The 15,261-nt window shown below is 58.5% G+C and carries 11 protein-coding genes; 7 read left to right on the top strand and 4 right to left on the bottom strand.

What is annotated here, in order from left to right:
• Positions 1 to 193 precede the first annotated feature (193 nt).
• The 6 genes from AC1ROR_RS20610 to nadE all read left to right on the top strand — a co-directional run bounded on the left by AC1ROR_RS20610 (position 194) and on the right by nadE (position 9,106).
• A complete protein-coding gene (locus AC1ROR_RS20610; RefSeq protein WP_498590552.1) occupies positions 194 to 2,983 on the top strand; it encodes a bifunctional aconitate hydratase 2/2-methylisocitrate dehydratase in 2,790 nt (929 codons plus the stop codon).
• 239 nt (positions 2,984 to 3,222) lie between these two features.
• Positions 3,223 to 4,347: a hypothetical protein gene (locus AC1ROR_RS20605; protein ID WP_498590551.1), complete on the top strand. Its 1,125-nt coding sequence runs from the start codon at positions 3,223 to 3,225 to the stop codon at positions 4,345 to 4,347.
• The gene (asnB, locus tag AC1ROR_RS20600) at positions 4,347 to 6,299 is read left to right on the top strand and encodes an asparagine synthase (glutamine-hydrolyzing) (protein WP_498590550.1); all 1,953 of its coding nucleotides are present in this window, start codon (positions 4,347 to 4,349) and stop codon (positions 6,297 to 6,299) included. The genes AC1ROR_RS20605 and asnB overlap by 1 nt, the downstream gene beginning before the upstream one ends.
• Positions 6,296 to 6,559, top strand: coding sequence for an acyl carrier protein (locus tag AC1ROR_RS20595; protein WP_035225903.1), 264 nt, complete (start codon positions 6,296 to 6,298; stop codon positions 6,557 to 6,559). Before asnB ends, AC1ROR_RS20595 begins: the two co-directional genes overlap by 4 nt.
• A 19-nt stretch (positions 6,560 to 6,578) precedes the next feature.
• A complete protein-coding gene (locus AC1ROR_RS20590; RefSeq protein WP_498590549.1) occupies positions 6,579 to 8,111 on the top strand; it encodes a class I adenylate-forming enzyme family protein in 1,533 nt (510 codons plus the stop codon).
• Positions 8,108 to 9,106 carry an NAD(+) synthase gene (nadE, locus tag AC1ROR_RS20585; RefSeq protein ID WP_498590548.1) on the top strand — a complete coding sequence of 333 codons (999 nt, stop codon included), beginning with the start codon at positions 8,108 to 8,110 and terminating at the stop codon, positions 9,104 to 9,106. Before AC1ROR_RS20590 ends, nadE begins: the two co-directional genes overlap by 4 nt.
• 43 nt (positions 9,107 to 9,149) lie before the next feature.
• Here the strand turns inward: nadE and AC1ROR_RS20580 are convergent, their stop codons facing one another.
• Genes AC1ROR_RS20580 through AC1ROR_RS20565 form a run of 4 tightly spaced genes read right to left on the bottom strand, consistent with a single transcriptional unit; the run spans position 9,150 to position 13,751 of the window.
• Positions 9,150 to 10,103: a Csu type fimbrial protein gene (locus tag AC1ROR_RS20580; RefSeq protein WP_498590547.1), complete on the bottom strand. Its 954-nt coding sequence runs from the start codon at positions 10,101 to 10,103 to the stop codon at positions 9,150 to 9,152.
• The gene (locus tag AC1ROR_RS20575; protein ID WP_498590546.1) at positions 10,100 to 12,538 is read right to left on the bottom strand and encodes a fimbria/pilus outer membrane usher protein; all 2,439 of its coding nucleotides are present in this window, start codon (positions 12,536 to 12,538) and stop codon (positions 10,100 to 10,102) included. The genes AC1ROR_RS20580 and AC1ROR_RS20575 overlap by 4 nt, the downstream gene beginning before the upstream one ends.
• Positions 12,510 to 13,229, bottom strand: coding sequence for a fimbrial biogenesis chaperone (locus tag AC1ROR_RS20570; RefSeq protein ID WP_498590545.1), 720 nt, complete (start codon positions 13,227 to 13,229; stop codon positions 12,510 to 12,512). The genes AC1ROR_RS20575 and AC1ROR_RS20570 overlap by 29 nt, the downstream gene beginning before the upstream one ends.
• A 21-nt stretch (positions 13,230 to 13,250) precedes the next feature.
• Positions 13,251 to 13,751, bottom strand: coding sequence for a Csu type fimbrial protein (locus AC1ROR_RS20565; protein ID WP_142171531.1), 501 nt, complete (start codon positions 13,749 to 13,751; stop codon positions 13,251 to 13,253).
• A 482-nt stretch (positions 13,752 to 14,233) separates the two neighbouring features.
• Between AC1ROR_RS20565 and AC1ROR_RS20560 the strand changes: the two genes are divergently transcribed.
• Positions 14,234 to 15,235 (top strand): LacI family DNA-binding transcriptional regulator, encoded by a 1,002-nt coding sequence (locus AC1ROR_RS20560; RefSeq protein WP_498590632.1) that lies wholly within the window; start codon positions 14,234 to 14,236, stop codon positions 15,233 to 15,235.
• Positions 15,236 to 15,261 lie beyond the last annotated feature (26 nt).

Genomic DNA, 15,261 nt, shown 5'->3' with positions numbered 1-15,261 from the left:
CAGGATATGCGGCGCTCATTTTTTAACCGATGGGCGCTCAATCCGATCTACCACTTTTTTACTGAAATACGGTATCTTGTCATCCGGCCTCGGTTGGCGTACTCGAAACCGATAAAAGACCCTGTGCCTATTAACAATACGGTGCGGTGGCGCTGCGTTTCGGCGCCATACACCTCATGACGTTGGGATTGCGATGAACCTTTACTTGGATTACCTGGCTGAGATCAAAAGCAGAGAAAATCAAGGGCTAGCTCCCAAACCGATCGATGACGGCGGACTGACTGGCGAAATCATTGAACTGATCAAGGATGCCGGTAACGAGCATCGGGCGGATGCCCTCAAATTCTTCATTTACAACACCTTGCCCGGCACCACGAGCGCCGCGGGCGTCAAGGCTGCCTTCCTGAAACAGATTATTCTGGGTGAAGTGGTGGTCCCCGAGATCACCCCGACTTTCGCCCTCGAATTGCTGTCGCATATGAAGGGCGGCCCGTCCGTCGAAGTGCTGCTGGACGTTGCCCTTGGCAATGACGCTTCTCTTGCCACGCAGGCGGGTGACGTGCTGAAGACGCAGGTCTTCCTTTATGACGCCGACATGTTCCGGCTGCGCGATGCCTTCAAGGCTGGCAATGCCGTCGCGAAGGGCGTTCTGGAAAGCTATGCGAAGGCCGAGTTCTTCACCAAGCTTCCGGATGTCGAAGACGAGATCAAGGTCGTGACCTTCATCGCCGCCGAAGGCGATATCTCGACCGACCTTCTCTCCCCCGGCAACCAGGCGCATTCCCGTTCGGACCGCGAATTGCACGGCCAGTGTATGATCACGCCTGAAGCGCAGGCGGAAATTGTTGCGCTGCAAAAGCAGCACCCGGACAAGCGGGTGATGATGATTGCCGAAAAGGGCACGATGGGCGTCGGCTCGTCGCGCATGTCCGGCGTGAACAACGTGGCGCTGTGGACCGGCAAGCAGGCCAGCCCCTATGTGCCTTTCGTCAACTTCGCCCCTGTTGTCGCCGGCACCAACGGCATCTCGCCGATCTTCGCAACCACCGTCGACGTGACGGGCGGTATCGGCATCAACCTGAAGAACTGGGTGAAGAAGACCGGTGAAGACGGCAAGCCGATCCTCAACAATGATGGTAACCCGATCCTCGAGCAGAAATATTCGGTCGAGACCGGCACCGTCCTCAAGATCGATGCCAAGAACAAGAAGCTGTGCGACGAGAACGGCAAGGAACTAGTCGATGTCGCCGCCGCCTTCACGCCCCAGAAGATGGAGTTCATGAAGGCCGGCAGCTCTTACGCCATCGTCTTCGGCAAGAAGCTCCAGACATTTGCCGCCCAGACCCTCGGTGTCGAGCCGACCCCGGTCTTTGCCCCGAACAAGGAAATTTCGATCGAAGGTCAGGGCCTGACCGCGGTCGAGAAGATCTTCAACCGCAATGCCGTCGGCGTGACCCCCGGCAAGGTGCTGCATGCGGGCTCGGACGTTCGCGTGACGGTCAACATCGTCGGTTCGCAGGACACCACCGGCCTGATGACCGCCCAGGAACTTGAGGCGATGGCGGCCACCGTCATCTCGCCGCTCGTGGATGGCGCCTACCAGTCGGGCTGCCACACCGCATCCGTCTGGGACAAGAAGGCCCAGGTGAACATTCCGAAACTCATGTCCTTCATGAACAATTTCGGCGTTATCACCGCCCGCGACCCGAAGGGCGTCTATCATTCGATGACGGACGTGATCCACAAGGTGCTGAACGACATCACCGTGGATGACTGGGCGATCATCATCGGCGGCGACAGCCATACCCGCATGTCCAAGGGTGTGGCCTTCGGTGCCGACTCCGGCACCGTGGCGCTGGCGCTCGCCACCGGCGAGGCAACGATGCCGATCCCGCAATCGGTCAAGGTTACCTTCAAGGGCACGATGCGCCCGCACATGGACTTCCGCGACGTGGTCCATGCCACCCAGGCGCAGATGCTCAAGCAATGTGGCGACAACGTCTTCCAGGGACGTATCATCGAAGTCCACATCGGCACCCTGCTCGCCGACCAGGCCTTCACCTTTACCGACTGGACGGCTGAGATGAAGGCCAAGGCCTCGATCTGCATTTCGCAGGACGACACGCTGATCGAGTCTCTGGAAATCGCCAAGGCGCGCATCCAGATCATGATCGACAAGGGCATGGACAATGCCGTCGGGACGCTGAAGGGCCTGATCGCCAAGGCGGATGCGCGCATCGCCGAAATCCGCTCGGGCGAAAAACCCGCTTTGACGCCTGATGCCAATGCGAAATATTTCGCCGAGGTTGTGGTGGATCTGGACGTGATCGACGAACCGATGATCGCCGACCCCGACGTGAACAATGCCGATGTATCGCGGCGCTATACCCATGACACGATCCGCCCGGTTTCGTATTATGGTGGCACCAAGAAAGTCGACCTCGGCTTTGTTGGCTCGTGCATGGTGCACAAGGGCGACATGAAGATCGTCGCGCAAATGCTCAAGAACATCGAGAAGAGCGAAGGCAAGGTCGAGTTCAAGGCGCCTCTGGTCGTCGCTGCCCCGACCTATAACATCATCGATGAGCTGAAGGCCGAAGGTGATTGGGAAATCCTGCAGAAATATTCGGGCTTCGAGTTCGATGATCTGAAGCCCAAGACCACCAACCGTACCGAGTATGAGAATATCCTCTATCTCGAGCGTCCGGGCTGCAACCTTTGCATGGGTAACCAGGAAAAGGCGGAGAAGGGCGACACGGTTCTCGCCACCTCCACCCGCCTGTTCCAGGGTCGCGTTGTTGAAGACACCGCCGAGAAGAAGGGTGAATCGCTGCTGGCTTCCACACCGGTGGTCGTGCTTTCGGCGATCCTTGGCCGCACCCCCAGCATGGACGAGTACTTGAACGCCGTCGACGGAATAGACCTGACAAAGTTCGCGCCGCCGAAAACTACTCCGATCGATTCCCTGTCCGTCCATTACTAAGGTCTGACCTTTGAATATTGTGCACCGCGATGGCCTCGCCTTCGCGGTGCACTGTAAAGTCATCTCAATCCTTCACATTCATTGCCTTGAAGGGTTCTGATTACTGTCAAATATTTGAAAAACACCCTGATCAACGAGAAATTGCAGCGACACATAACTTCTGATTAATACGCCTGCGGCAGAATAGCAGTGATATTACTATTCTCGATTAAACGCCTGTCCGGCAAGAAGCGTCGATCATGCCTCAGATACGTTCATTTATTGCGGACGATCTTGTGTCCGTGGCCGACATGTTTCACCGTGTTTTACGGAAGAAGGATGGCGCCGCGACGGGTGATCTGACCTCATATCTGCGCGCGCTTTTCCTCGACGGTTCAAACACAAATCCGGATATCTGCTCCAAGGTCCATGTGCTCGATGACGGGCGCGTGTCCGGATTTCTGGGCGTATTGCCCATGATGATGGAACTCGGCGACCGGAACATTCAGGCTGTCGTCTGCTCCTCCTTTGTCGCCGAGGATCGCGAGACTGATCCTTTTGCCGGCGCGCGTTTGCTGCGCGAGGTTCTGGCGGGCCCGCAGGAGCTGACCTTCGGTGAGACGATCAATGACGTTTCCACCGAAATGTGGAAGACGATGCGCGGCCACCTGCTTTCCACCTATAGTCTTGACTGGTTGCGGATATTGCGCCCGGCTTCATTCGCAACGGAACTTTCTGCGACGCGTATTTCAGGCGCTTTCCGCGCGCTGGCGCCCATCAGCACGATGATCGACCGGACCATTTCGGCGCGCGGCCACGGGCGCGCCTTGTCCTATTATGCATCACATCCGGACAAGGTGGACAGTTTTACCGATGAAGAGGCGAGCGATGCCGAATTCGCGCATCTGGCTCTCGAACTCATCGGGCACTTTTCGCTCCGTCCGGTATGGAGCGAGGAAGGCCTGCTGACCATGCTTCAGCATGCCAGACGCAAACGTCTGCATGGTGAGCCGGTGCAGCGGATCGTGCGGGCCCGAGGCGGCAGGGCGGTGGGTCTTTTCCTCTACCACGGCAATCCGAAGGGAATTGGCCGGACCTTGCAGATCATGGCCCTGCCGGGGCAGGAGCAGATCGTTATCGACCGGCTGATCCGCAACGCCTATGAGCGTGGCCTCGTCGCGATCAGGGGACGCACCCAGCCGGCAATTCTGCAGGCGATGATCGGCAGGAAATGTTCGTTTCTCCACGCGGCGTCGACCATCGTGCATTCCCGCGATGCGGAACTCATCAAAGCCGCGACGGATGGAAAAGCGTTCTTCAACGGTTTTTCCGGTGAAAGCTGGACACGCCTTATCGGCGACAGTTTCGGACAGGCGGGCGAGTAATGTGCGGAATTGCCGGGTTTTATAAACATAACATGCCGGCCGATCGTGCAAACGAGCGCCTTGCGCTGATGGCGTCTTGCCTCAGGCATCGCGGTCCAGATGCGCATGGAACCCTGCTGCGCGGGGATGTCGGACTTGCCCATGCCCGGCTGGCCATTGTCGGCATCGCCGATGGCGCGCAACCCATGCGTACGGTGGAAGATGATCTCGCCGTCTCCTTTAACGGTGAAATCTTCAATCACATCGAATTGCGCGAAATGCTGTCCGCACGCGGCCATGCCTTCCGCACACATTCCGACACCGAAGTCATTTTGCATCTTTATCGCGAGAAGGGCCTGGATTGCCTTACCGAATTCAACGGTGATTTCGCCTTCGCCCTTCATGATGCCCGCAGCGACACACTGGTACTTGCCCGCGACCGGATGGGTGTGCGGCCGCTTTATTATACCTGGCACCAGGGCACGTTCTATTTCGCATCCGAGATCGGGGCGCTTCTGGCTCTGCCGGGAATGACGGCCGAAATCGATCCGGTGGCGCTGGATCAGATTTTCACCTTCTGGTTTCCGGTGCCGCCGCGCACCGCCTTTCGCGGTATCCACGAGTTGCCGCCCGGCCATATGATGGTTCTCCGCGACGGCGTGTCCACCGAGCGGCGCTGGTGGCAGCTTTCCTATCCTGACGCCAAGGATGCGGCGCCGGCCGCAGAGTTTGAAACCCAGGTGGAGGAATTGACGGCGCTGCTGGCCGACGCGACGCGGATCCGGCTACGCGCCGACGTGCCGGTCGGCTCCTATCTGTCGGGCGGGCTGGACTCTTCCCTTGTTTCGGCCCTCGCCGCAAAAAATGTCCGCCAGGGCTTGCGCACCTTTTCCCTGGCTTTTGAAAGCGCGGAGCACGACGAACGTGTCTGGCAGAAGGCGATGAGCCAGCATCTCGGCGTCGCATCCGAGACCACGGAATGCTCGACTGAGGACATAGCGCAATACATGCCGCAGGTCATGGACCATGTGCAGACGCCCGTTCTTCGTACCGCGCCGGTGCCGCTTTACCTGCTTTCCCGGCTTGTGCGCGAACGCGGCATGAAGGTGGTGCTGACGGGCGAGGGCGCCGACGAGCTGTTTGCCGGCTACGACATTTTCCGCGAGGCGCGGGTAAGGCGGTTTTGCAGCCGCCAGCCGCAATCCTCCCGCCGCCCGAAACTGTTCCAGCGGCTATATCCCTATCTGCCGGGGCTGAAACAGCAGACGCCGGATTATCTGGCCCGCTTCTTCTCCTTCGGCGCTGAAGCCTCCGACGAACCGCTGTTTTCCCACAGGCCCCGCCTGCGCTCGACAGCGGCGGCGAAAATCTTCTTTTCCGCCGAATTGAGGGATGCGTTGGGTGACTATGATGCGGCGGCTGACCTTGCCGCGCAATTGCCGGAAGATTTCCGCCGCTGGCATCCGTTGCACCAGGCGCAATATCTCGAAACCGCATTTCTCTTGCCCGGCTATATTCTTTCCAGCCAGGGTGACCGGGTGATGATGGCCAATGGGGTGGAGGGCCGGTTTCCGTTCCTTGATCCTCGTGTGGTGGATTTTGCCGCCGCGCTTCCGCCCGAGGCGAAACTGCGCGGTCTCAAGGAAAAATACATCCTCAAACGGGCGGCAGCCGAATTGGTGCCCGATGCGATCCTCAATCGGCCCAAGCAGCCCTATCGCGCGCCGGACGCGGAGGCCTTTGCGGATGCCGGCTATCTCGACACCGTGCTTTCTGCCGATAAACTCAAAGCAGCCGGCCTGTTCAACGCCCAGGCGGTCGAAAAACTTAAGGGCAAGGTGCGTCAAAAACAGGCGACCGGCTTTCGCGACAACGCCGCCTTCGTCGGAATATTATCAACACAGCTCATACATGCCGCCACGGCTTCGAATTCCTCAACACCATCGCAAAATATTGAAGGAAGCTCCAAATGACCACTGAAAGCACCGGCACGAAAGCCGAAATTCGCGGTTTCATTATCGAAAACTTTCTGTTCGGTGACGATAGCCGGCCGTTTGGCGACGATCTTTCGCTGATCGACAATGACATGGTCGATTCCACCGGGATTCTGGAATTGGTAAGCTTCATCGAGGAACGTTATGGCATCCGTGTTGCCGATGCGGATCTCGTGCCGGCCAATCTCGACACGATCGATAACATCGCCGCCTTCATCGGTCGCAAGCAGACCGTCTGAGAATTTCGGGAAGCGCCCATTGCGTATTGACCACTACCTGCATCGAAGTGCGGAGCGACACCCCGGCAAGACGGTGGTGGTGGCTGGTGAAACGCGCCTGAGTTACGGCGAACTCAAGACGATGAGCGAGGCTTTTGCCGCTGCCCTGATCTTTCGTGGTGTGACCCCGGGAGACCGTGTCGTCCTTGTGCTGGACAATGGCTGGCGCATGGCGGTGGCGATTTTCGGCTGCTGGATGGCGGGCGCTGTCGTCTGCCCGGTTAATCCATCGACGAAGGAAGCCCGACTTTCGCAAATTCTGGACAGTTCCACGCCCTTTGCCGTGGTTGCCGAGGCGCGGCTGGAGAAGGTGGTTTCAGAGGCCGCCGGTCCTTCCGCGCTGTTGCGTATCTTTTCCGGCGCTTCGAACGCATCCGGCGATAGTGTCGATTTCGACGCGCTGCTCGAGGAACGGCCCGACGTGCTGCCGCAGAACCTGTCCAAAACGGATCTGGCGGTGATCATCTATACGTCGGGTTCCACCGGCGAGCCGAAGGGTGTGATGCTGGCGCATGATAATCTCGATGCGGCCGTCCGTTCGATTACATCCTATCTCGGCAACACCGCCGACGATATCCTTCTTGGCGTATTGCCGCTTTCATTCGGGTATGGCCTCAACCAGTTGCTTTCCAGCGTCTTTGTCGGCGGCACGCTGGTGATCGAGAAATCCTTCGCCTATCCGCATCTGATTTTCGAGCGTATCCGCGAAGAGCGGATTACCGGCTTCGCGCTGGTGCCGACCATGCTTTCCATCATGATGCAGACGCGCGATCTGTCGCCAACGTTGTTCGAAAGCCTGCGTTACGCCACCGCCGCCGCCGCACCTTTGCCGACCGTCCACGCCGACTGGCTGCGCAGCTTTCTGCCGCATCTCCGGCTGTTTTGCATGTATGGCCAGACGGAATGCACCCGCATCAGCTTTCTGCCGCCGGAAGACCTCGACAGGAAGCGCGGTTCGGTCGGCATCGCCATTCCCGGCACGTCCATCGAGGTGGTCAACGAGGCGGGCGGCAGTGTAGCGCCCGGCGTTGCGGGCGAACTCGTCGTCAGCGGGCCGCATGTGATGCGCGGCTATTGGAGAAACGAGGCGGCAACGGCCCGTGCGTTGCGCATTGACGCCGCAACCGGCAGGATGCGTCTCCACACCGGCGATCTCTTTACCTGCGATGCAGAAGGTTATCTGACCTTCGTCGCCCGCAAGGACGATATCATCAAGTCACGCGGTGAAAAGGTTGCGCCGCAGGCGGTCGAGGCCGTGCTGCAAGCCATGCCAGGCGTATCGGACGCTCTGGTTGTTGGCGTCGCACATGAGGTTTTCGGCCAGGCGATCAAGGCGATCGTCATCGCTCCCGGTGCGGCGATTACCGAAAAAGACGTCATGCGCCACTGTGCCCGGTATCTGGAAGTCCATATGGTGCCGACACTGGTTGAATTTCGCGATTTCCTGCCGACGACGGATACCGGCAAGGTCAGCCGTCGTCTCGCTGCTCAAGATACGGAGAACAATCGATGACGAATAACGCACACAGCATGCCTTTCTCGCCGCTTGAACTCGATGCGGCGGCGGAGGTTGAACGTATCGCCGAAAAAATCCGCCAGTCCCTTCGGTTCGACCTGCGCAAGCGCGGCCTGGTGCTTGGCCTTTCCGGTGGCATCGATTCCAGCGTCAGCGCCGCACTCGCCGTTCATGCGCTCGGGGCTGCGAATGTCTTTGGCCTGTTCATGCCGGAAAACGATTCCGACCCGGAAAGCCTGCGGCTTGGAAAGGCGGTAGCGACAATGCTCGGCATGGATTGTGTGCTGGAGGATATCGGGCCCTCGCTTGCCGCCATGGGTTGTTATGAAAGGCGCGACGGTTTCATCCGCGAGGTCGTTCCGGAATATGGTCCGGGCTGGACCTCCAAGATCGTTTTCGACAATGCCATGAGCACCGGCGCTTATAATATCTCTTCGCTGGTCGTTCGTTCGCCATCAGGTGAAACACGCAAGATTCGTCTCACGGCAAAAGCCTATCTGGGCATCGTCGCGGCAACGAACATGAAGCAGCGCACCCGCAAGCAGTTCGAATATTATCACGCCGACCGCCTGAATTTTGCGGTGCTCGGAACTCCGAACCGGCTGGAATATGACCAGGGCTTCTTCGTCAAGAATGGCGACGGCGCAGCCGACATCAAGCCGATCGCCCATCTTTACAAATCGCAGGTCTATCAACTCGCGGCCCATCTCGGTATTCCGCAGGAAATCCGCGCCCGCCCACCGACCACCGATACCTATTCCATGCCGCAGACGCAGGAAGAATTCTATTTCGCCCTGCCTTACGACAAGATGGATATCTGCCTCTATGGTCTCGAAAACAACAGGCCTACGGCCGAGATTGCGACGGCGGCCGGGTTGAGCGAGGACAATGTCCGCTTCGTCTGGACCGATATCGCCGCCAAGCGCAAGGTGGCGTATTACCTGCACCATGCGCCTATCCATCTTCATGAGGGGGTTCAGGGCAAGTCCTGAGACGTTTCATCCGGCTGAGCGCTGTATCGCACGGCGCACAGCTTCAATAACTCACCGTCACAACGACAGTGTCGGAGTAATTTCCCGGTGCCGGCGTATTCTGCGCCGGCACGCGTCCATAGACGGTCAGCGTCTGCAGGCTACCTGTGCCGGTGCCGGTGGCTATCTGCCCGGCGGCATTTCCCCAGACATTCGTGCGGCTGATGTCACGGTAAAGACCGTAGGTGATCGACGCGCCGCCAAGCACCATTCGCCGCGAAGCCGGCGGGCTGTTGCTCAGGCCGCCATTGAGAGCAACGCTATAGGCGAGGTTCGCCGTGCAGGTCAGCGCAATCGAGCCGGTCGCATCGACGGCGGCGCTGAGAACGCCGTGATTGCCGAAATTGATGGGTTGGGCTGTGACAAGACAGGTCGGCTCCACCGCGGCCGTGACGTTGAAGGGTACTTGAGTGGGATTTTGGGTTACAGTCGAGCAACTCGGTGCAAGTAGAAGATACGAGGCATAGGTGAAGTTGGTCTCGGCGCCAGCAAAGCTGGAGAGGTATGGGCCTCGCGCTGCAGATGCCTGACCAGCGGCAATCCTGCCGTAAACGACACGGCTTGTACTGTTCAACAGGAGCGGTAGCGCCAGATCGATCGGTGGAGGCGATCCGAGCGCAGGTTGAGCGAGAGATCCCCAGGACGTCGTCCGCCCGGAATTTTGATATAGTTGATAATTGAGCACGTTGCTGCCCTGCAGCATCCTGCGAATTCCGCCCGACTGGCCTCCACTGCCCGCATTGATGTTCGGGCAGATGCGAATAGAAAGACCCAGCGTCAACAATGGGTTGGAACAGGTTATGTTCAGTGTCGCGGTACTGTCCACCGCACTGCCGCTTGTGAGGTTGACGAAACCGAAATTCATATCCGACATGCTGAAACTGCAGCTCTGCGCCAATACGGGAGAGGCAAAAAGAAAAGCGGAGAGGGCAAGGCCCGCACGGGTCAGCATCATCATTGAACGCTCCTGCAGATGGCTTCAACAGTTGTGCGTGTTTCGGAAGCGGCGCCAAGAACGATCTGCGCTTCACAGTCTCCTCTCATCGGCTGCGTGATGAGGAGCCGGTGCTTCTCGGAAACATTGTCGAGATAGGCCTGCCCATCATAACCTACCACGAAATCGCCGCTGCCATCGATGGTGCCGGTCGATCCCGCCTCGATGAAGTCGCCGCTTTCGTTCTTCAAGGTTACCAGCGCCACACGTCCCTCGGTCTCCACCTTGAAATCGACAACCGCCCCGCCACCTTCCGCCGGAATGACGGTCTGCTTCGTCCTGTCGATACGTGCATCGACAGGAAGATTGCTCGGGTCGAGGGTAATCGTGTTGACGTCGTAGGAATGCAGGTTTGGAAGCAATATCTTGCCACGGCGGTTGGTCTGGCCGATGGGGCGGTTTTCAAGTGAAATCTCAACGCCTGGCGCACCCGCGTCGACAACCGCAAAGGCGTCATCGATACGGTTGCCAAGGAAAACATCCCCGCCGGCAATCGCGATCGATCCGTCCACCTGCGCATAGGCCTGCGTGGTTCCATTGAACTGATCAACACCCGCCGCCACACGCGCGACGCTGCCGCGATAACTGCCCGAAGCGGAGACGATATTGCTGTTGCCCATGGAGCCACGCAAACGCCAGCCATAACTGCCTTCGGTCTGCTGTTCGGATTTTGCTATGTCGGCTGTCGCTGAATATCCGTCGGCATTGGAAGACAAACCGACAGAACTGGAAATGCCGCCCCCGAATGTCCAGGAAAGACCGGCATAAAAGCCATAGGAACCATCGTCTTCCAGGTCCTTGTAGGCGGTGATGAAGATATTGCCGTTTTCGCCAAACCGGCGCGTTGCGGAAAGACCCAGCAGCCGGGATTTCCTCTCATCGAAGGTCTCAAGCTGCGTGTAGGAGAAGTTCAGGCTCGTCTCATCGAAAGCCAGCTGGGTGGAGGCGGATATCTGATCGAGGGAACGCGGCGCACGGGCGCTGAGCAGGCCTGAGATTTTTCTGTTTTCCGAGGTATTTGCGGAAACGGATGCGATATCGTGATAGTCACCAAACGTGCGTTGTGAGCGGGCAACGAACTGAACGCCGAGCAATTCCGCCTCGACGCTTGCGGAAAGCTGATAACCGCTTTCCTCCCGGAAATGGCTGGTTGCGCCGGAAACCGTGCCCAATCCGAAATCGCCGAGTGTAAAGACACCGCCAACCCCGACATTATAAAAATCCTCACCGCCTTCCGCATGGCCTTCCAGTGTCAGCTTATCCGAAAATCCGTAGCGCACTGTTGCTGACCCCAGCAGCCTTTCATCGTAGTCGAAAGACGAGGTGCCGTAGTCGCGCCGGGCAAAGCCGAGTTCGGCGGAAAAATCGATCAGCCCTTTCGCCAGCAAGTCCGCCGAGGCGAAAAACGGCGTTTCCGACACCGTCTCGCGACCGAGGGCATCGCGCACCACCAGCCGCGCATTGCCCGCACCGCTGACGACGGGAAGATTGGTGATGGAGAATGGCCCTTCCGGAACGTCCTGCGATATGCGGCGAATATTGTCGACATAGACATCGACAGTCGATGGCACCGCCGCGGAGCCGGAAAATGCCGGCATCGGCATCGTCACCATGTCTGGCCGAAGATCGAAATTTCTTCGTATCTGTAGACCACCCAGCCGCGTCGGGCGCGTCCAGGCAAGCCCGCCTGTAATCAGATCGCCTGCCCGATAGGTCGTCAGCGTGTCTTCATCGGAATAGCTCCAGGTGGTGTCGAGCCGTCTCGTATCAAACTGGTCGAGTTGCGATGTGCTGAGCACCTGAGACGACGACAATACCCCGAGCGGGCCGAAAACGCGGCCTTCCAGCAAGGCGGAAACGCCGTTGAAGTCGGCAATATCCGACCATCTTTCGCCACCGGATGATCCGTAAATCGTGTAATTCACCAGACCTCCCCAATTGCTTAGCGCCCTGTCCTGCGCCTCTTCGTCCTTGTCCCGGTCATTTTTGCCGGATGCGTCGATGACCTTGCTGGCCCGCGCCGCGGTCGGGAGCGTGAAATAGACGGATTGACTGCTCTCGTCGTAACGTGCCGTCACATCGGGCAGTCTGGAAATATCGACCCAGCCATCACCGCCAACCGCACTGTCAACGGGTGTAATTCCGACATTTCTCAGCTGGACCGGCTCTATGAAAAGTGTACCGGCGTCGTCTTGACGAAATGTGGCGATCAGTTCTGTCGAAACATCGTTGATGTAGACTTCGAGCTGCAATTGTCTCGGCTCTTCTGCGGCAAAAGAGGCCTGTGATGCCGCAGGGGGTAAATCCTGCGCCATGGAAAAACTGCTCGATGAAATGATCGTCAAACCTGCAATCGTCAAAACGGCGAGGCTATCCGCCGGTGACGCGCGCCGTCGCATTGACAGGGCCGCCTTCGCTGTCCGCTGAAATCTTCACCGTGCCGCCGGCTCTCTTGCCATTCGGTGCCGGAACGACCCAGCTCGTGCCCGACTGGCCGAGCACATAGCCCACCAGCCCCTGTTGCTGGGCGACTGGCTGCCCGTTGCCACCGAGCAGTTTGAGATTGGCGATCCGCAGCCGCTTCAGGCCCCTGTTGGAAACCGTCACGCGATAACCATTGGCCTGCGGTGTCACTGACCACGTTGCCTCGGCGTCACCCGCGGTCGCATTCGAGAAGAAAACGGGTATGGAGTGACGCACGACAAGATTGATGGTGCCGGATGGGGATTTGGTCCTTGACGGCAGTTCATCGACGATGACGCGGTAGCTCTCTTCCGCCTTGATCGGCGTTTTCGAGAGCCGGACGATGCGGACAAGGTTTTCCGCCCCCGGTTTCAGTTGGGTCATGGGCGGGCTGGCAACCACATCCTGTGCGGCGGTCAGGACATCCTCTCCGTTTTGCTGGGTCCAGCGGAAAATTCTGACCTGAACGTTGATGGGCGTTTTCGCATCATTCCATATTCGAAGACTGGATGCTGCCGCCGGCGCCTTGAGATCCAGGATAACGGGTGAGACCCGCAATGATGTGGCGTGTGACGGTGAAACATACAAACCGGCAATAAACGCAGCCGCTAAGGTAAAAAGACGCATGCGCGATCCTCCCTCTGGCGATCAATAGGTAAGCGTGGCCCTCACTGTGTCCGTATAAACGCCGGGCACGGGTGTCGTCTGGGGAGGCACTTGCCCGTAGACGGTATATGTCTGTGCCCCGCCCGTTCCCGTTCCCGTCTGCCTGTCCGTGCCGATCGTATTTCCCCACAGCAGCGTGTGGGCGGAATCCCGATACAGGGAGTAGGAGACGGTTGCACCGCTCGGGCCGGTCATCAGGCGATTTGCAACGGTAGCGCCGGTGCCCGCTCCAGCGCTCAATCCCAGCGAGTATGGCGTGCTTGACGTGCATTGCACGACAATCTGGCTGGTGGCATCCACGTTACCCGTGATGAAGCCACTATTGCCGAAATTGAGCAAACCGGCGGAGTTGATCTGGCATGCCGCCTGAATGGTTATCTGTACGGTAAAGTCTGCCGTCGTGGATGTCTGCGCGAGGCTTGACGCTGGCGCGGAGATCAGTGCTGCAAGCAATGCGATATGGCGTGATTTCACGAACCTCATGCTCTCTCCCCATGCTGTCGCACCGTTGAATTCGCTGGCGGTACGCAACAAATTATCACCCGAATAGCGGGTAATAAGAATATGCTAATGTTCGCTTCGATTGAGTTAATAAATCCTTAACGCGGCGGCCTGAAAAACTACCGGGCGAAATGCAATAGGAAGCACAACCTGATGTGGTTTGGCTGAAAGTCCAGATAGTTATAAAAACTGTTGTAAATCAAAATCTTGATTGCAGTTTGCCAGCGTAGGCCTTTTGCAGGTGGAAAGCGGGCTGTTTGGGGAGCGGGCCAGCCGCTTGGCTACTCCGTGGTGTGTGGAGCAAGTGATTCGGTATCCTGTGCGCGGATGCGCCCGGCCACATCCATTGCGATCAGAAGGATGCGGGATGCCATGTTAATCCACCCGCTATCGTGTAAATCAACAATGGCGAGAGAATTGGGCGAGACCAGATATGTCGCCCAGGTATCGGGGGGATGGCGAAGGTGGGCAAGGCGAACTACAGGGACATTGCACGTCTTGCCGGGGTGGGGACCGCAACTGTCGAGCGGGTTCTGAACGGAAGGGGTGGCGTTCGGCCCGAACTGGTCGAGAAAGTCGTTATCGCTGCACGCAACCTTGATTACCCACGCACGCTGCCGGACGCGCATCGCGGGCTGCTGCGCATAGACGTCTTGATGGTTCGCCCCGAAACGACATTTTATCGGCGGCTTTCCAAAGCCTTTGAGAGGATTGCCCAGACGCTTGATCCTCTCCTTATCGTTCAGCGCAGCTTTGTTGAGGAAATGAAGCCCGAGGAGATTGCAAAGCGCATCCTGTCGACGGATGTGGCGCGCGCCGGCCTGATCCTGGCGGTTCCCAGCAGCCCTTTGGTTGGCGCAGCGGTGGAGGCGGTTATGAAGCGGGGTGTTCCGGTCGTCCATGTGGTCACCCGTGCCTCCGAGGATCGGGGAGATTTCGTCGGTATTGACAACTATGCCGCCGGGCGGACGGCGGCACACTTCATCGCCCGGATGAGCCGCAGGCAAGGCCCGATCGTTGCGCTGTGCCACCCCATCTACCAGGTGCACCGCGAACGCATTCGCGGTTTCTCCGATTACTTTCTCGAACATCCTGGCCCTGTCGCCTTTGAATGGCTTGGTTTTACGCGTGACGACGAACTCTACAGCGCGGAATATCTAAGTTCGGCACTCGAAATCTATCCGGATCTTGTCGGCCTTTATAATGCCGGCGGCGCGAATTCCGCCCTCATCGACGTCCTGCGCCGTCAGCGTCCCGCCCGCGACCTGATGTTCGTCGGGCATGAGCTGACGGACTATACGCGGGCGGCCCTGCGTGATGGCTTCATGGACGTGGTGCTGGATCAGGCGCCCGAGGCGCAGGCCCAGCGCGCGCTCGATCTTGTCCTGCGTCGTCTTGGACTGACCACCATCGAACCGGATTCGGCTCCCATACGCTTCATCACCATTACCCCCGAAGGGCTTTGATCTGATTTGATCAAACCAAGCTTCGC

The organism is Agrobacterium sp. GW821-FHT14E08, assembly GCF_058803865.1.
This window is presented reverse-complemented; position numbering and strand designations above follow the sequence as displayed.

What these genes read in the sequence shown, in the direction of transcription:
- AC1ROR_RS20580 (WP_498590547.1), bottom strand. Translation starts at nt 10,103, where the DNA reads ATGATGATGCTGACCCGTGCGGGCCTTGCCCTCTCCGCTTTTCTTTTT.
- nadE (WP_498590548.1), top strand. Translation starts at nt 8,108, where the DNA reads ATGACGAATAACGCACACAGCATGCCTTTCTCGCCGCTTGAACTCGAT.
- AC1ROR_RS20575 (WP_498590546.1), bottom strand. Translation starts at nt 12,538, where the DNA reads ATGCGACGGCGCGCGTCACCGGCGGATAGCCTCGCCGTTTTGACGATT.
- asnB (WP_498590550.1), top strand. Translation starts at nt 4,347, where the DNA reads ATGTGCGGAATTGCCGGGTTTTATAAACATAACATGCCGGCCGATCGT.
- AC1ROR_RS20605 (WP_498590551.1), top strand. Translation starts at nt 3,223, where the DNA reads ATGCCTCAGATACGTTCATTTATTGCGGACGATCTTGTGTCCGTGGCC.
- AC1ROR_RS20595 (WP_035225903.1), top strand. Translation starts at nt 6,296, where the DNA reads ATGACCACTGAAAGCACCGGCACGAAAGCCGAAATTCGCGGTTTCATT.
- AC1ROR_RS20565 (WP_142171531.1), bottom strand. Translation starts at nt 13,751, where the DNA reads ATGAGGTTCGTGAAATCACGCCATATCGCATTGCTTGCAGCACTGATC.
- AC1ROR_RS20570 (WP_498590545.1), bottom strand. Translation starts at nt 13,229, where the DNA reads ATGCGTCTTTTTACCTTAGCGGCTGCGTTTATTGCCGGTTTGTATGTT.
- AC1ROR_RS20610 (WP_498590552.1), top strand. Translation starts at nt 194, where the DNA reads ATGAACCTTTACTTGGATTACCTGGCTGAGATCAAAAGCAGAGAAAAT.